Consider the following 17028-nt stretch of genomic DNA (forward strand, 5'->3'; position numbering starts at 1 on the left):
GTTCCTGCCGATGGCGGGGGTGGCGCTGGTGGGGGCTTGGGTGGCTGGGCGGGTGCGCACTTCTTAGCTGGTACCGGTTTGACCCCACGCGGTAGTACCGTTTTGGTATGGCCATGAACCTGCGTCTTCGTGACGACCAGACCGAAGCCCTCAAGCAGCGTGCCGAGCAGGAGGGCACGAGCATGCACGCCATACTGCTCCAGGCCGTGGACGACTATCTGGCCAGGACCGCTCAGCAGGCCATCGTCCGTCAGACGGCGAAGGAGCAGGCGGCCAAGTGGAGCGAGCTCATGGAGCGGCTCAAGTGAGCTGCGTCTACCTGGCGGCCGAAGACACTCTCGTCATCGCCGAGCACGCCTGCCCGGACATGCAGATCGTGGTCCGCGACGCCGGACTCCTGGAGTCGGCCGCCCATCGGCCGTCCGCGGCCATGTTCGGTGAGGAGGCGTATCCGGACATCATCGACAAGGCGGCCGCGCTCCTGCAGTCCCTGGCGATCAACCACCCGCTCTTCGACGGGAACGAGCGCACCGCCTGGCTGTCCTGCGTGACCTTTCTGGCGATGAACGGCGTCGATCTTCTCCCCGACATCGACGCGGCGGAACGCCTGGTCATCGCCGTTGCCACGGGTGACATGGACGAGGTGAAGGCCATCTCCCAGGGGCTGCGCGAACTGGTCGTCGACGCGGTGTGAGAGCTGTCGCAATTACCTACGGGGCGGCGCAGTCCGAGGCGGATCGCGCCCCGCCCCCCGGTAAGGTGGCCCGGTTGTCGTATCGCGTACGGGCCCGTCCCGGTCCGTGCGGACAGCACCACACGTACCCGAGAGACCCGAACCGGAGACCGTGACTACTACCGCCTCCCACCACCTCTCACCCGCCTTTCCCGGCCGCGCCCCCTGGGGTACGGCCGGCAAGCTGCGAGCCTGGCAGCAGGGCGCCCTCGAGAGGTACATCCAGGAGCAGCCGCGCGACTTCCTCGCCGTCGCGACCCCCGGCGCCGGGAAGACCACCTTCGCGCTGACCCTCGCCTCATGGCTGCTCCACCACCACGTCGTGCAACAGATCACCGTCGTCGCCCCCACCGAGCACCTGAAGAAGCAGTGGGCGGAGGCGGCCGCCCGGATAGGGATCAAGCTCGACCCCGAGTACAGCGCCGGCCCCGTGAGCAAGGAGTACCACGGGGTCGCGGTCACGTACGCGGGCGTCGGAGTCCGTCCGATGCTGCACCGCAACCGGTGCGAGCAGCGCAAGACCCTGGTGATCCTCGACGAGATCCACCACGCCGGTGACTCGAAGTCCTGGGGCGAGGCCTGCCAGGAGGCGTTCGACCCGGCGACCCGCCGGCTCGCCCTCACCGGCACGCCGTTCCGCTCCGACACCAACCCGATCCCCTTCGTCGCGTACGAGGAGGGCAACGACGGCATCCGCCGGTCATCGGCCGACTACACCTACGGCTACGGGAACGCGCTCGCCGACGGCGTCGTCCGCCCCGTGATCTTCCTCAGCTACAGCGGCAACATGCGCTGGCGCACCAAGGCCGGGGACGAGATCGCCGCCCGGCTCGGCGAGCCGATGACCAAGGACGCCATCGGACAGGCCTGGCGCACCGCGCTCTCGCCCACCGGTGACTGGATCCCCAACGTCCTCAGCGCCGCCGACAAACGGCTCACCGAGGTCCGCAAGGGCATCCCGGACGCGGGCGGGCTCGTCATCGCCACCGACCAGGAGTCGGCGCGCGAGTACGCCAAGATCCTCAAGAAGGTGACCGGCGAGAAGCCCACCGTCGTGCTCTCCGACGAGAAGGCCGCGTCGAAGAAGATCGACACGTTCACCGAGGACGGATCGCGCTGGATGGTCGCCGTCCGCATGGTGTCGGAGGGCGTCGACGTGCCGCGCCTGGCCGTCGGCGTGTACGCCACCACCATCTCGACGCCCCTCTTCTTCGCCCAGGCCGTCGGCCGCTTCGTGCGCTCACGCAGACGCGGCGAGACCGCCTCCGTCTTCGTACCGACGATCCCGATGCTTCTCGACTTCGCCAACGAGATGGAGGTCGAGCGGGACCACGTCCTCGACAAGCCCAAGAAGGGCAGCGACGAGGAGAACCCGTTCGCCGAGGAGGACAAGCTCCTCTCCGACGCCGAGAAGCTGGAGGACGAGGAGACCGAGGAGCAGCTGCCCTTCGAGGCGCTGGAGTCCGACGCGGTCTTCGACCGGGTGCTGTACGACGGTGCCGAGTTCGGCATGCAGGCACACCCGGGCAGCGAGGAGGAGCAGGACTACCTCGGCATCCCCGGGCTGCTCGAACCCGACCAGGTGCAGCTGCTGCTCCAGAAGCGCCAGACCCGGCAGATCGCGCACAGCCGGCAGAAGCCGGCCTCGGAGGCCGACCTGCTGGAGAAGCCGGCCGAGGACCGGCCGGTGGTCACGCACAAGCAGCTGCTGGGGCTGCGCAAGCAGCTGAACACCATGGTGTCCGCCTACACGCACCAGAGCGGCAAGCCGCACGGGGTCATCCACACCGAGCTGCGCCGGGTGTGCGGGGGGCCGCCGAGCGCGGAGGCCACGGCCGGGCAGATCGAGCAGCGGATCAAGAAGGTCCAGGAGTGGGCCACCCGCATGACGTGAGTCCGCGGGGGCACACCGGCGCACCGGCCCGGAGCAGGGAACCGCGGTTCCCTGCTCCGGGCCGGCGTCATGCGGGGGCCGCTACCAGACGAACGGAGCGGACAGCGCTGACGTCGCCACACACGGCACGGTGGCGGACGTCGGGGACGAGGCCACGATCTGCAGTGACCAGTTGGTGGAGCTCGGAGGAGTGGGCAGCACCACGGTGTTGGTGCTGTTCCCGGCCGCGAGGGTTCCGGAACTGAGCTTCAGCGGCCCCAGGGTGATCGGGTTTCCACCGCTCATACCGGGGTTGAGCTTCGCGGAGAACTGGACCTGGCTGGTGACGCCGCCCGCGGTCTTGGTCATCTTGAGCGTCGTCGTGATGCTGTTCGGGTCGGCACTCGTGCCGGCCGGCATCGTGATCGCCGAGGACGTGACCTTGATGGTCTTGGTCGTTCCGTTGTCGGCGGCGGTCAGGGTGGCGAGACCGCTGCCCCACGAGCCGCAGTTGAAGGTGGCCGTCGCGGTGAGCGGGACCACCGCGGACGCGGTCGGGGACGACAGGGCCAGCAGGGCGCCGGCCGAACACGCCGCCGCCAGGACCAGCGGCAGGCGTCTTCGATGCGATGTGCGGGTGGAAGAGATCGACATGACGGGTGGAACTCCTTCCGGTTGCATTCCGTGGATCCGCCGTCTCGCTGCACTCGGTGCATTTCGCTGTACGTACGGATCTGCGTGCCGGGCCCGGCATGTCGGCAGCAGTGAAACGGTGATCTTCGAAGAAGTCAACAGGTATGTGAAGAACGTCTTCCAAAATCCCTTTGGGGCATTTCCGAAAGGATCAATCGGCTCTCTCTTGACTTCTCTGCACGTGACCTCCTCAATGTGCGCAATCAATGGTCCATGAAAGGGTGTCAGGTGATCCGACGACGAAGACCCGGTGTGACCGGTCTGCTCGCGGCCTGCTTCGTGCTGTCACTGACCTGCGTCGGGGCGACGGCCGCACCGTCCCCGCCGGCCGTTCCGGCAGCCGCGGCCGGCACGGTGACCCCGACCGTGCACTGTGTCCTGCCCGCGGGCCAGGGCGAGGCGACCGGGCCGCAGGAGATGACCGTCGAACTGTCGCCGGCCGTCGTCGAACCGGGTGGCAAGGTGCACGCGAAGGTGACACTGGGCCCGTCCCCGGCCACCAGCCAGATCGCCCTGGAGGACGTGCCGACCACCATCAGCCTCGACCTGGCGATGTCCGGCGGGGCCACGGGCACCGTCACGGTGCGGGGCGCCGAGTTCGCCATGAACGTCCCGGTCAACACGCCCATGGAGTTCCCCCCGTTCGAAGGTGACTTCCTGATTCCGGCGGACGCCTCGGGCGAGATCTCGCTGGCTCCGATCCGCACGCTGACGCAGACGAAGGTGTTCGGATCGGTCTTCGAGACGCCCTGCGACATCGTCGACGGCGGCGGCTCCATCGGCACGGTCACCGCGGAGGGCTCCGCGGCGGAGCCCGCCACCCTGACCGCGCCCGCCGACCCGGTACGCCCGAACACCGCCGTGAAGCTGCGCGGTTCGGGATGGACCCCGGACGCCTCTCCCGTGCCGTCCCTGTGCGCGGTGGGCGGTGGGGGCTGCGACCCGCTGAAGTTCGTCGCCCACGCCCTCAGGATCGACTCCTACGGCACGCTCACCGGCACCGCGACCCTCGGCGAGGCCGGAGCGGTTCCCGACGGCAGCTACGAGGTGAAGGTCAACGACGGGACGAAGGAGGCCACCGCCCCCCTCACGGTCCGGGCCGTCGCGGCCGGCAACCGCGAGATAGAGCTGTCGGCGGACAGCGGCCCGGTCGGCAGCGTGATCACCGTCAGCGGCCGGAACTACAACCCGGACCGCTGGATCAACGTCATCGGCCTCGACGCCGCGGGCAGCACGCTCGACGACAGCGCGGTCTACGCCAAGAGCGGCACGGACGGCACCTTCGCCGTCGAGTTCACCGTCACCTCCGACGCCGTCGCCGCCGTCCAGGCCGACGAGGGCAACGACCCGGCGACCGTACGCACCGCCCCGTTCACCGTCACAACCGGTGGCGGCGGGGACGGCAGCACGGCCGAGCAGCAACTGTCCACCCAGGTCAGGGCGGGAACGCTGTCCATGACCCAGGACGGTGACACCGTCGACTTCGGTACGACGGTCCTGGGCGCGGACAGCGGTGTGCAGCGGGCCCACCTCAACCGGGTGGAGGTGCAGGACGCCCGTGGCGTGAACAGCGGCTGGTCGCTGACCGCCACCCTCACCGGCTTCACGAGCGCCGACGGGAACACCATCCCGGCCGGAGCGGTGCGGTGGGCGCCGGCTTGCACGGCACAGGACGGGAGCGTGGGGGCGCCGGTCGCCGGATCGCCCACCGTGCTCGGGAGCGAGGCGGCGAGCCTCTGCCGGATGAATCCGGACGGATCACGTCCGTTCACCGGCGGAAAGTTCGACGCCGAGGCGGGTCTCGCCCTCACGGTTCCCGAATTCACCCGGCCCGGAGATTACAGCGCCACCCTCACGCTGACCCTGCTGTAAAGGGTCGCGAGAGAAAGCACCGAAGACGCCCGTCTGTTCCGTACGGCAATGGAGCAGACGGGCGTCGTCCATTCCGCATTCGGATCAGCCGCATTCCGTTTCCTTTGAAGGAGCCGCATGTTCGCGCATCGCAGACCGACCGGAAGACCGGGCAGCCCGGCATGGCGCCGCGCCGTCGCCCTCGGCGCCGGAGCCTTACTCGCCTGGACCGGCACAACCGTCGCGCTCGCACCCCTCGCCCACGCCGGCACCATCACCCCGACCGTCCACTGCACCCTGCCCGCCGGACAGGGCGAGGCGACCGGGCCCCAGACCTTCGACATCGAACTGACCCCCGACGTCGTCGACCCGGGCGGCAAGGTGCACGCCAAGGTGAAGCTCGGTCCGTCCCCCGCCACCAGCGGACTCAGCCTCAACGACGTGCCCACCACCCCGAGCGTCGACCTCGCCATGTCCGGCGGCGCCACCGGCACGGTCACCGTCACCGGACCCGAGGTCACCCTCGACGTCCCGTCCGGGAAGCCGATCGAGATACCGCCGTACGAGGGGGACTTCCTCATCCCCGCCAACGCGAGCGGCCCGATCACCTTCACCCCGCTGCGCAACATCACCCGCACCAAGGTGCTCGGCTCCAACTACACGACCACCTGTGAGGTCATCTCGGGCGGCGGCCCCATCGGCACCGTGACGGCCGAGGGCAGCGCCGGGCAGCCCGCCACCCTCATCGCCCCTACCACGGCGGTCAGGCCGTCCACCGCGGTCGCCCTGTCGGGCAGCCGCTGGACCGCGGGCGCCACCCCCGTACCGTCGCTCTGCGCGGCGGACGGCGGCGGCTGCGACGCCGGGAAGTTCGCGAGCAGTTCCCTCGCCATCAACGGCTCCGGGCAGCTGACCGGCAGCGCCGTGCTCGCCGCGGCCGGCACGGTGCCGGACGGCTCGTACCTCGTGAAGGTCGGCGACGGTACGAAGGAGACGACCGCGCCCCTGACCGTCCGGGCCTTCGTCCCCGACGGCCCCCGTGCGATCGCCCTGTCCCGCGGCAGCGGCCCCGTCGGCAGCGTCATCGCCGTCACCGGCAGCGACTACTACCAGGACCGGTGGATCAACACCGTGGGCCTCGACGCCACCGGGGCGACGCTCGACGAGACCGCCGTCTACGTGAAGAGCCGGCCCGACGGCACGTTCTCCGTCGACTTCACCGTCTCGGACCCGGCGATCGCCTCGATCCAGGTCGACGAGGCCAACGACCCGGCGACCGTACTGACCACACCGTTCACCGTCACCGAGGCCACCGCGACGCTCTCCGCGGGCACGGCCAAGGTCAAGCCGGGCGGCTCGATCGCCGTCTCCGGTGACGGTTGGCCCTCCGGCGTCACCCCCGCCGCCGCCCTGTGCGCCGCCGACGGCACCGGCTGCAACGCCGCCGGCATCAGCGGCTCCACCCTGCGGATCGCCGCCAACGGCAGCCTCTCCGGTACGGTCACCGCCGCCGGATCCACCGCCCGGGGCGTCTACGCGCTCCAGGTCACCGCAGGCGGACAACAGGCCCTCACCCAGCTGACCGTCGCCCCGACCTTCGTCGTCCTCACCCCGGCGTCCGGACCCAGGGGCACCTCGGTCACCGTGCTCGGCCAGGGCTTCGCGAAGGTGGCGACCGTCTCCATCACCGGGCTGCGGGCGGACGGTTCGAAGACCTCCGACTCCGTACGCACCAAGGTGGTCGGCCTCGACGGCGCGTTCTCGCAGACCTTCACCGTCAACGCGGCCGACACCGTCGCGATCCGGGTCCGCGAGGTCCTCGTCAACCCGCGCACGGAAACAGCGGCCTTCACCGTCCAGGACGGCACCGTCCCGGCCGGCGCCTCGTTCGCGCTCTCGCCGCCCGAGGGCCCGCCCGGCACGGTGGTCCAGGTGACCGGCCGCGGCTTCGCGCCCGTCGCCACGGTCTCCGTCACCGGACGCACCGCGGACGGCAAGCAGACCGCCGACTCCTATGTCACCCGGGTCATCGGACTCGACGGCACGTTCGCCCTCAACTTCACCGTCCGGGACCCGGCGACGAAGGCGATCAGGGCCTGCGAGGTGCTCGTGAACGGAAAAACTGTCCAGCAATTGTTCACGGTGAGTTAACGCCGGTTCACATCCGGTGTACGGAGCGTCGCGAGGGAGTCGGTCGACCTGGACGCGCGTAGATGCGCGCCGTTCGGCCGACGCCCCGCTGACCGGCGGTTATGCGTTTCGGGTACGGGCGCGTCTTCTTGGGCGCCCGGATTCTGGACGAGGTCTTCCGCTGAGCGGACTGGCTCGCTACTGTCCCAAAAATGTGAACGCCCCGTGGCAGTGCCGCCGCGGAGCGCAGCCGGTGCCTTGGCCAGGCCGGCGGCCTCTCCGTGCGTCGCCGCTGGGACCGGTGGCGCACAACCCGTGGGAACAGCCGCCGCCGCTCACCAAAGAGGAGAGGGCGTCGTGACCGCGGAGACCTCCCAGACGCTCGACCGAGGACTGCGTGTCCTCAAACTGCTCGCCGACACCGACCACGGCCTGACGGTCACCGAGTTGTCCAACAAACTCGGCGTGAACCGCACCGTGGTCTACCGTCTGCTCGCCACACTGGAACAGCACACTCTGATACGCAGGGACCTGGGCGGCCGGGCGCGCGTCGGGCTGGGCGTGCTGCGCCTGGGCCGTCAGGTCCATCCGCTCGTCCGGGAGGCCGCGCTGCCCGCGCTGCGCTCGCTGGCCGAGGACATCGGGGCCACCGCGCACCTCACGCTGGTCGACGGCACGGACGCGCTCGCCGTCGCGGTCGTCGAACCGACCTGGACGGACTACCACGTGGCCTACCGGGCCGGCTTCCGCCACCCGCTCGACCGGGGTGCCGCGGGCCGGGCCATCCTCGCCGCCCGGGCGAAGCCGGTGGGCGAGACGGCGTTCACGCTCACCCAGGGAGAACTCGAAGCGGGGGCGAGCGGGGCCGCGGCCGCGCTGATGGGGGTGACGGGGGTCGAGGGCAGCGTCGGAGTGGTGATGCTCGCGGACGCGGTCCCGGAACGGGTCGGACCGCGGGTGGTGGACGCGGCACGCGAGGTCGCGGACGCGCTTCGCTAGCGCGGGGCGGCGGGGCCCCCGGGCCGGGAGGGCCCGGCCGGCCCGTCCGGCGTCCGAGGACGGAACCGGTCGGGGCGGGGCCCTGCTCCCCGGGAGCGCCCTACCCCGCGCACGGGTTCCACCCCCAATCGCCGGGCGGGCCGGATTCGCCGGGCTGTCCCGATGCGGCAGCCCGGCCTCAGATGCCGCTGCCCGGCCCCAGATACGGCAGCCCGGCCCCCGATGCCGCTGCCCGGCCCAGATGTGCCCGCGACCGGGCGCACGGCGCGGCCCGTTAGATTGGGTGGGTGTTCACACGCCACTCGCGCCCCCGCACCCTCGCCCTGTGCGCCCTCCCCGTCCTCGCCCTCTTCGGCGTCGCCGCCTTCGCGCCGCTGCCGTTCACGCTGGCGCAGCCGGGGACGACGGCGAACGTGCTCGGCGACGACCACGGCACCCCCGTGATCAGCATCGAGGGCACCCCGACCCGGCCCACCGAGGGCCAGCTGCGGATGACGACGATCGTGGCCACCGGGCCCACCGCCGATGTCGGGATCGGTGATGTGATCGACAGCTGGTTCCGCACGGACCGGGCGGTCATGCCGCGCGACTCCGTCTACCCGTCGGGCGGCTCCGAGAAGGAGATCGAGAAGCACAACCTCGACGACATGGCCCAGTCGCAGGACTCCGCGGTCGACGCCGCCCTGAACTATCTCGGCAAGAAGCCCGGCTCGGTCGACGTGACCCTGCACCTGGCGGACGTGGGCGGCCCCAGCGCCGGGCTGTTCTTCGCGCTCGGCGTCGTCGACAAGCTCGACGGCGACGGCTCCGGCGGCGATCTCACCGGCGGCCGCACCGTCGCCGGTACGGGCACGATCGAGGCGGACGGCGACGTCGGCGCGGTCGGCGGTGTCTCGCTCAAGACGCAGGCGGCCCGACGGGACGGGGCGACCGTGTTCCTCGTACCGAAGGCCGAGTGCAAGGAGGCGAAGTCCGAACTGCCGAAGGGCCTCCGGCTGATCCCGGTCACGACCCTGAAGGGCGCGGTGGACTCGCTGCGGGCGCTCGACCACGGGGGCAGGATCCCGAGCTGCTGATCCGGACCGTACGGGCGCCGGGCGCCGCGCGTCCCCTCACCCCGCCTCGATGAACCCCTCTTGGATCAGCCAGTCCTTCGCCACCTCGTGCGGGTCCTCGCCCTCCACGTCCACTTTGGCGTTCAGCACCTGCGCGACCTCCGTGGTCAGCCGGGCGCTGAGCGGGTCCAACAGGGCGGCGATCACCGGGTACTTCTCGAACGTCGCGGTGTGGATGACGGGCGCCGCGTTGTAGTTCGGGAAGAAGTGCTTGTTGTCCGTCAGCACGTCCAGGTTCATCGCCTTGATGCGCCCGTCCGTGGTGAACACCTCGCCCAGCAGGCAGGAGTCGGACTTCGACACCTGGGTGTAGACGATGCCCGCGTCCATCTTCTTGATGTTGGCGGCCGGGATCGACATCCCGTACGCCTTCTCCATCCCGGGCAGCCCGTCGTCGCGGGAGGCGAACTCGTTCTCCACGCAGATCGTCACCGCCGAGGGGTTCTTCTTCGTCAGCGCGGCGACGTCGGAGAGCGTCTTCAGGTGGTACTTCGCGTTGTTCTTCTTGCTGATGGCGAGTGCGTAGGTGTTGTTCAGGGTGGACTGCGGCAGCCACGTCACCCCGTTCTTCCGGTCCTCGGCGCGTACCGCCTCCCACTGCTTCAGCGGGTCCGTGATCGGCTTGGCGTGGCCCAGGTACGTGATCCAGCCGGTGCCCGTGTACTCGTACATCGCATCGGCGTCGCCCTGGACGATCGCCTCGCGGGCACTGATCGAGCCCGGCAGGTTCGTCCGGTCCAGGACCTCCGCCCCCGCGGCCTTGAAGATCAGGCCGATCATCTGGCCCAGGATGATGTTCTCGCTGAAGTTCTTCGAGGTGACGGTCAGCGAGGCGCCGTCCAGTGACTGACCCCCGCCGAGCTTGCCGGGCGTCACGTCGTCCACCATCGGCGAGCCGCTCTTCAGCCCGCAACCCGCCAGCGCCAGGGCCAGAGCGGCCGCTCCGGCCAGGACCGTACGCACGCGTCGCTTCCTCATTGCCCGACCTCCAGTCCGCGCGGCGTCAGCGCCACCTCGACCAGGGACGCCAGCCAGTCCACCAGCAGGGCCAGCACCACCGTCAGCACGGAGCCGAGCACCAGCACCGGCATGCGCTGCGTCTGGATACCGGACGTGATCAGGTCACCGAGCCCGCCGCCACCGCCGAACGTCGCCAGGGTCGCCGTGCCCACGTTCAGCACCAGCGCGGTCCGTACGCCGGCCAGGATCAGCGGGACGGCGAGGGGGAGTTCGACCTTCCTGAGCGTCCCCATCGCCGACATGCCGATGCCGCGCGAGGCCTCCACCAGCGTCGGTTCGATCGCCTTCAGTCCGGCCACCGTGTTGGAGAGCACCGGCAAAACCGCGTAGATCACCATGCCGGTGATGGCGGTCGAGGGGCCGATGCCCAGCCAGATCACCAGCAGTGCCAGCAGACCGATCGCCGGGGTCGCCTGCCCGATGTTGGCGATCGCGGTCACTACCGGTGCGGCCTTGCTCAGACCGCGCCGGGTCAGCGCGATGCCCAGCGGAATGGCGATGATCAGCACCCAGAACGTCGAGATGGCCGTCAGCCTGACGTGCTGCCACCACCGCAGCTGGACCGTGTCACCGGCCAGGGAGTTCTCCGCGATGGAGTCGAGCTCGACGTTCGTGATCCACACGTACGTGATGACCAGCACCACCGCGAGCGCGGCAGGCACGACCACCAGCTTGCGCCATGTGAAGCGGCGCGGCCGGCCGGCCGGTGGCGGGGAGGGTTCCTCCTCCTCGTCGTGGAAGGCGAGGCCCTTGACGTCGTGCTCGCCCGGCGGGCGGTCCCGGTCGGACGCGGGGGCGTTCCTGGGGGAGCGGGGGCCGGACGGGGAGTCGTTGCTCATGCGCCCGCACCGCCCTCCAGCTCCTGGACGGTCTGGTGAGTGCGAAGCTCCTCCAGATCGTGCTGGTGCTCGATGGCGGTCAGCCGGTCGGCCTCCAGGAGCTCGTGCACGGAGTTCATCAGGGTCTGCATGTCGACGACGCCGATGAACTCACCGCGCCGGCCCGTCACCGCGACCCGCCCGCCGCTGTCGGTCAGCACCGCCTCCAGCGCGTCGTGCAGCGTCGCGTCCCTGGTCACCGTGTCGTGCACCAGCTGCCCGGCACGCGCCAGCGAACCGCGGGCCCGCATCAGGTCACCGCGCCGCAGCCACTTGTAAGGGCGGTTTCTGCGGTCCAGCATCAGCAGCTCGTTGTGCGGGCCGCTGCGCAGCTTGTTGAAGATGGACTGGAGCGGGTCGTCGACCGTCACCGTCGGGAACTCGGCGATCTCCACATCCCGTACGCGGGTGAGGTTGAGCCGCTTCAGCGCAGCGCCGGCGCCGACGAATCCGGAGACGAAGTCGTCCGTCGGGTTGGTGAGGATGGCCTCCGGGGTGTCGAACTGCGCGATGTGCGAGTGCTCGCGCAGTACGGCGATGCGGTCGCCCAGCTTGATCGCCTCGTCGAAGTCGTGCGTGACGAAGACGATCGTCTTGTGGAGTTCGTGCTGGAGCCGGATCAGCTCGTCCTGGAGGTGGTCGCGGGTGATCGGGTCCACCGCGCCGAACGGTTCGTCCATCAGCAGCACCGGCGGATCGGCGGCCAGCGCCCGTGCCACGCCCACACGTTGCTGCTGTCCACCGGAGAGCGCGCGCGGATAGCGGCCGTGGAACTCGCGCGGGTCGAGCCCGACCAGGTCGAGCATCTCCTCGACCCGGTCCTTCACCTTCGACTTCGACCAGCCCACCATCTTCGGCACGAGGGCGATGTTCTCGGCGACCGTCATGTGCGGGAAGAGCCCGGACGACTGGATCGCGTACCCGATCTTCCGGCGCAGCTTCACCGGATCGATGTCGGTGACGTCCTCGTCGCCGATCCGGATCCGGCCGGAGGACGGCTCGATCAGCCGGTTGATCATCTTCAGGGTGGTCGACTTCCCGCATCCGGACGGGCCCACGAAGATGACGGTCTCGCCGGCCTTGATGTCCATCGACACGTTGTCCACGGCGGGGCTGGGGGTGCCCGGATAGATCTTGGTCAGGTCCTCCAGCTGGATGGTCGCGCCGGAGGTGGCGTGGGCGGCCGGTTCGGGTTCGGTCGCGGCGACGGTCTCAGACACGGATCCCCCTCGGGATGGTGAGCCGCCCCAGCAGCACGTACGCGGCGTCGAAGAGCAGGGCGAGGATGACGATGCCGAGCGTGCCCGCGAGCACCGAGTTGATGGCGTTGGCACTGCCCAGCGAGGCGATTCCGCGGAAGATCTCGTTGCCGAGGCCGGGCCCGGAGGCGTACGCGGCGATGGCGGCGATCCCCATCAGCATCTGGGTGGAGACCCGGATGCCGGTGAGGATCGGCGGCCAGGCGAGCGGAAGTTCCACCTTGCGGAGCCGGGTGATCCGCGACATCCCGATGCCCTTCGCCGCGTCCACGAGCGAAGGGTCGACGCCGCGCAGGCCGACGATGGAGTTACGGACGATCGGCAGCAGCCCGTACAGCGTCAGGGTGATCACCGTCGGCGCCACCCCGAGTCCGACCAGCGGGATCAGCAGACCGATCGCGGCGAGGGACGGAATGGTCAGGACGGTCGCCGTCGAGGTGATCGCCACCGAGGAGCCCCAGCCGCTGCGATAGCTGACGACCCCGATCAGGACGCCTAGGACGGTGGCGATGACCATGCACTGGAAGACGGCACTGGCGTGCTGGAACGCGTCGGTGAGCAACTGCTGGTGCCGGTTCCCGAGGTACTCCCAGAAGCTCACACGTCACTCCTCGGCTCAGTCGGTGTCCTGCGCCGCCTGTTCGACGAGCGGGATGATGCGCAGGGGTACGGGGTTCTCCATGACGATGGCCGTGGAGGCCCGGACAATGCCATCAAATCCGACAACCCGGTCGATCACTCGCTGGAGGTCGGCGTTGGAACGGGCTACGAGCCGGCAGAACATGTCGCCGTGCCCGGTCGTGGTGTGCAGCTCCAGGACCTCCGGTACACCGCCCAAGTGGGCCCGTACGTCGGCGCCTTGGCCCTGCTTGATCTCCAGTGTCGCGAACGCGGTCACCGGATAGCCCAGTGCCGCCGGGTCGACGTCGGGGCCGAAACCGCGGATGACGCCATTGGACTGAAGCCGGTCCAGCCGCGCCTGCACCGTGCCGCGCGCCACGCCGAGCCGGCGCGACGCCTCCAGGACGCCTATCCGGGGTTCGCGGGCCAGCAGCACGATCAGCCGCCCGTCGAGATGATCGATCGCCACCGTCGGCCTCCGAGGTTCCTGTGATGGTCATCATGTACAGATCGTCCGCCCATCATGGCCAAGTGGTGGACAGATTGACCAGCGAATTCACGAACTGTTGCGCACCTTGCGAAGCGGCGAGAACCTTCGGACATGACTGAGACGATGCACAGCACCCCTGACACCGCCCGGCAGGCCGATCCCTTCCCGGTCAAGGGAATGGACGCGGTCGTCTTCGCCGTCGGCAACGCCAAGCAGGCCGCGCACTTCTACTCGACGGCCTTCGGCATGAAGCTGGTCGCCTACTCCGGACCGGAGACCGGCAGCCGCGAGACCGCCGGCTACGTCCTCACGAGCGGCTCCGCCCGCTTCGTCCTCACCTCCGTGGTCAAGGCGTCCTCCGACTGGGGCCACTTCCTGGAGGACCATGTCGCGGCGCACGGCGACGGTGTCATCGACCTCGCCATCGAGGTTCCCGACGCGCGTGCCGCATACGCCTACGCCGTCGAGCACGGCGCCACGGGCATCGAGGAGCCCTACGAGACGAAGGACGAGCACGGCACGGTCGTGCGCGCCGCCATCGCCACGTACGGCAAGACCCGCCACACCCTCGTCGAGCGCACCGGCTACGACGGCCCGTACCTGCCCGGCTACGTCGCCGCCGATCCGATCGTCGAGCCGCCGGCCAAGCGCTTCTTCCAGGCCATCGACCACTGCGTCGGCAACGTCGAACTCGGTCGCATGAACGAGTGGGTCGCGTTCTACAACAAGGTCATGGGCTTCACGAACATGAAGGAGTTCGTGGGCGACGACATCGCCACCGAGTACTCCGCGCTCATGTCCAAGGTCGTCGCCGACGGCACGCTCAAGGTCAAGTTCCCGATCAACGAGCCGGCCATCGCCAAGAAGAAGTCGCAGATCGACGAGTACCTGGAGTTCTACGGCGCCGCCGGTGTCCAGCACATGGCGCTCGCCACGAACGACATCGTCGCCTCGGTGAAGGCGATGCGCGCCGCGGGCGTCCAGTTCCTCGACACCCCGGACTCGTACTACGACACCCTCGGCGAGTGGGCGGGCGAGACCCGGGTGCCCGTGGAGACCCTGCGCGAGCTGAAGATCCTCGTCGACCGCGACGAGGACGGCTACCTGCTGCAGATCTTCACCAAGCCGGTCCAGGACCGGCCGACCGTCTTCTTCGAGATGATCGAGCGCCACGGCTCGATGGGCTTCGGCAAGGGCAACTTCAAGGCCCTGTTCGAGGCGATCGAGCGCGAGCAGGAGAAGCGCGGCAACCTCTGACCGTCTGACGCGCGCAGGCACAGCGGAACGGGCGGGCCGGATGTCTCCGGCCCGCCCGTCGTGTCACCCGCCGCGGTCCTACTTCTTCACACGGTCCAGGCAGAGGACGAACTTGTCGGCGTCCCACTCCTGGGCGAGCGCCGCCTCGCCGACGGTGCAGGCGTTGGTGTCGAAGGTGTTCTCGATGACCTTGACGACCTTGTAGTTGGCGTCGGCGTCCTCGCACCCCTTGGTCTCGACCTCGGGGCTGGTCTCGGCGCCGGTGACCTGGACGCAGTCGCCGACCTCGGCGCGCACCGGTGAGTCGCCGAAGGCGTAACCGATGCCGAGCTTGACCGCCACGGCGACGACGATCATGACGACGACGCCGAGCACCTTCTTCAGCATGTTCTTCTTCGGCGGCGCGGCGGGCGGCGCGGGTGCGGCCCCCTGCGCGGGCTGCCCCTGCGGGAACTGCGGGTACTGCGGGGCGGAGGGGGGCGTCGGAACGCTCATCGGCGGTTTTCCTTGAGTTTGCAAGAAGATCGAACGCGCGCACGATACCGGAGAATGTAAGGAACAGATAAAAGCCGTGACAGCGGCGCCGGGGGGACGGGCCCGGCCCGTCGGGCCGAGGGTCTTCCGAGCGAGGAGGGGCGGGCCGGAGACCCGGCCCGCCCCTCCTGCCGTGCGGCCGCGGTACGGGTGTCAGCGGCCCGCCGGTGACTTGGGGGCCGACGGCTTGACCGGTGTGGCAGCCGCCTTCGGCGCGCCCGGCTTCGCCTGCCGGCCCGGCGGACCGGCAGCGGCGGCCGGAGCCTCACCCGGAGCCTGCGCGGCCTCCCCGGCCGGCGCCTCGGGCGTCACCGGAGCGGGCTCCGGATCCCTGGCCGGTGACGGCTCCCGCGACGGCTCGGGCACCGGCGGCGCGGCCGGCTGCATGTCCTGCGGACCGCCTGCCGGAGGCAGCCCCAGCGTGTCCAGCGCCTCCTGCGCCCGCGGCGCGTCCAGCGGCGAGAACTGCGGGTTGGTGCGCAGCGCCTCCTCCAGATGGCGGCGGGCCGGACCGAAGTCCCGCAACGCCCGCTGGACCATGCCCAGGTGGTACGCGTACGACGCGTTCTGACCGCCCGAGTCGACCGCCTGCTCCGCGTACTCCAGCGCCGTGTCCGGATCGCCCGAGCGGTGCAGCGCCCAGCCCAGCGCATCGGCCACCGCCGCGCTGTGGTGGCCGCGGTCCCACTCCGCCCGCAGCAGCTCCACCGCAGCGGCCGCGTCCCCGTGGGCGGCCTCGAAGCGGCCCAGGAGCAGCGACTCGTCCACGCCCCGCTCCTTGCCGGCGGCCAGGGCCGCGCGCAGCTTCGTGTACTGGTCGGCCGAGTCGCCGTCCAGGCCGAGCGACTCGTACAGCTCGCCCAGCTCCAGCAGATAGGCCGGGCGCGGCGACTTCTTCAGAGCCGCCTGGTAGTCGCGCTGCGCCTCGTCCGTGCGGCCCAGGGCCGCCAGCGCACGGGCCCGGCCGGCGAGGGACGCGTGATGGGCGGGGTCGGTGCGCAGCGCGGCCCCGTACTGGGCCACCGCCTCCTCCGGCTCACCCCGCTCCCACGCCAGCTCACCCAGCCGGGACAGACAGGCCGCCTTCTCCGCCGGCGTCCTCGCCCGGTTCGCGGCGTCCTGCGCGGTGGCCAGCGCGTCCTCGCGCCAGCCCCGGTCCCGGTACATCTCCGCCGTCAGACCCAGCGACGGGACACCGGACCGCAGCTCCGCGTACTTCTCCACCGCCTTCGTCGCCGACTTGTAGTCACCGAGGCCGTTGTACGCGTCGATCAGCTCCGGGTACACGGCCCACTGCTTGGGCAGCCGCGCCCGTACGGTCTCGCCCCACTTCTTCGCCGTCACGAAGTCGTGCCGGGCGTTGGCGAGCGAGGCGAGGCCCACCCAGGCCGCCTCGTTGCCGCGCTCACCCGGCTGCACGTTCAGCGACCGCTTCAGCGCCTGCTCGGCCCGGGTGTAGTACGCCGCGTCCGAGGCCCGCCGCCCCCACTCCACGTACGCCGACCCGAGCACCGCCCACGACCGCGCGTCCGAAGGATGGGTACCGACCCACTTCTGCCGGTCCCCGATGAGCGC

The 17028-nt window shown here is 70.2% G+C and carries 16 protein-coding genes; 8 read left to right on the forward strand and 8 right to left on the reverse strand.

Annotated features, from left to right (window positions below):
• Nucleotides 1-107: 107 nt before the first annotated feature.
• The 3 genes from JGS39_RS22880 to JGS39_RS22890 all read left to right on the forward strand — a co-directional run bounded on the left by JGS39_RS22880 (nt 108) and on the right by JGS39_RS22890 (nt 2627).
• A complete protein-coding gene (locus JGS39_RS22880) occupies nt 108-308 on the forward strand; it encodes a ribbon-helix-helix protein, CopG family (protein ID WP_219571257.1) in 201 nt (66 codons plus the stop codon).
• Nucleotides 305-694 carry a type II toxin-antitoxin system death-on-curing family toxin gene (locus JGS39_RS22885; protein ID WP_219571258.1) on the forward strand — a complete coding sequence of 130 codons (390 nt, stop codon included), beginning with the start codon at nt 305-307 and terminating at the stop codon, nt 692-694. Before JGS39_RS22880 ends, JGS39_RS22885 begins: the two co-directional genes overlap by 4 nt.
• Nucleotides 695-845: 151 nt before the next feature.
• Nucleotides 846-2627: a DEAD/DEAH box helicase gene (locus tag JGS39_RS22890; RefSeq protein WP_136325518.1), complete on the forward strand. Its 1782-nt coding sequence runs from the start codon at nt 846-848 to the stop codon at nt 2625-2627.
• A gap of 81 nt (nt 2628-2708) precedes the next feature.
• Here JGS39_RS22890 and JGS39_RS22895 read toward each other — a convergent pair whose 3' ends face one another.
• A complete protein-coding gene (locus JGS39_RS22895) occupies nt 2709-3260 on the reverse strand; it encodes a hypothetical protein (RefSeq protein WP_219571259.1) in 552 nt (183 codons plus the stop codon).
• A gap of 291 nt (nt 3261-3551) precedes the next feature.
• Between JGS39_RS22895 and JGS39_RS22900 the strand changes: the two genes are divergently transcribed.
• The 4 genes from JGS39_RS22900 to JGS39_RS22915 all read left to right on the forward strand — a co-directional run bounded on the left by JGS39_RS22900 (nt 3552) and on the right by JGS39_RS22915 (nt 9355).
• Nucleotides 3552-5171, forward strand: a complete 1620-nt coding sequence (locus JGS39_RS22900) for a WxL domain-containing protein (protein ID WP_219571260.1) — start codon at nt 3552-3554, stop codon at nt 5169-5171.
• Nucleotides 5172-5288: 117 nt separating this feature from the next.
• Entirely contained in the window at nt 5289-7301 is a 2013-nt protein-coding gene (locus JGS39_RS22905) for a hypothetical protein (protein WP_219571261.1), read from the forward strand.
• 336 nt (nt 7302-7637) lie between these two features.
• Nucleotides 7638-8279, forward strand: coding sequence for an IclR family transcriptional regulator (locus JGS39_RS22910; RefSeq protein ID WP_219571262.1), 642 nt, complete (start codon nt 7638-7640; stop codon nt 8277-8279).
• 287 nt (nt 8280-8566) lie between these two features.
• Nucleotides 8567-9355 carry a S16 family serine protease gene (locus JGS39_RS22915; RefSeq protein ID WP_219571263.1) on the forward strand — a complete coding sequence of 263 codons (789 nt, stop codon included), beginning with the start codon at nt 8567-8569 and terminating at the stop codon, nt 9353-9355.
• Between the two features lie 36 nt (nt 9356-9391).
• Here the strand turns inward: JGS39_RS22915 and JGS39_RS22920 are convergent, their stop codons facing one another.
• From JGS39_RS22920 to JGS39_RS22940, 5 genes are read right to left on the reverse strand one after another with little or no spacing between them, the layout of a single operon-like run.
• Nucleotides 9392-10372, reverse strand: coding sequence for a glycine betaine ABC transporter substrate-binding protein (locus tag JGS39_RS22920; protein ID WP_219571264.1), 981 nt, complete (start codon nt 10370-10372; stop codon nt 9392-9394).
• On the reverse strand, nt 10369-11253 hold the full coding sequence (locus tag JGS39_RS22925) for an ABC transporter permease (protein WP_219571265.1): 885 nt from the start codon (nt 11251-11253) through the stop codon (nt 10369-10371). Before JGS39_RS22925 ends, JGS39_RS22920 begins: the two co-directional genes overlap by 4 nt.
• Nucleotides 11250-12512, reverse strand: a complete 1263-nt coding sequence (locus tag JGS39_RS22930) for an ABC transporter ATP-binding protein (protein ID WP_219571266.1) — start codon at nt 12510-12512, stop codon at nt 11250-11252. The genes JGS39_RS22925 and JGS39_RS22930 overlap by 4 nt, the downstream gene beginning before the upstream one ends.
• Nucleotides 12505-13152, reverse strand: a complete 648-nt coding sequence (locus JGS39_RS22935; protein ID WP_219571267.1) for an ABC transporter permease — start codon at nt 13150-13152, stop codon at nt 12505-12507. The genes JGS39_RS22930 and JGS39_RS22935 overlap by 8 nt, the downstream gene beginning before the upstream one ends.
• A gap of 15 nt (nt 13153-13167) precedes the next feature.
• A complete protein-coding gene (locus JGS39_RS22940) occupies nt 13168-13641 on the reverse strand; it encodes an Lrp/AsnC family transcriptional regulator (protein ID WP_026241547.1) in 474 nt (157 codons plus the stop codon).
• 132 nt (nt 13642-13773) lie between these two features.
• On the opposite strand from JGS39_RS22940, the gene hppD reads away from it, so the two are divergent.
• Nucleotides 13774-14919, forward strand: coding sequence for a 4-hydroxyphenylpyruvate dioxygenase (hppD, locus tag JGS39_RS22945; protein ID WP_219571268.1), 1146 nt, complete (start codon nt 13774-13776; stop codon nt 14917-14919).
• Between the two features lie 78 nt (nt 14920-14997).
• Here hppD and JGS39_RS22950 read toward each other — a convergent pair whose 3' ends face one another.
• Nucleotides 14998-15414 (reverse strand): LppU/SCO3897 family protein, encoded by a 417-nt coding sequence (locus tag JGS39_RS22950; RefSeq protein WP_219571269.1) that lies wholly within the window; start codon nt 15412-15414, stop codon nt 14998-15000.
• Nucleotides 15415-15606: 192 nt separating this feature from the next.
• A partial coding sequence (locus JGS39_RS22955; RefSeq protein WP_219571270.1) for a tetratricopeptide repeat protein occupies nt 15607-17028 on the reverse strand: 1422 nt, incomplete at its 5' end.

This window comes from Streptomyces poriferorum (assembly GCF_019399235.1).
Lineage (GTDB): Bacteria > Actinomycetota > Actinomycetes > Streptomycetales > Streptomycetaceae > Streptomyces > Streptomyces poriferorum.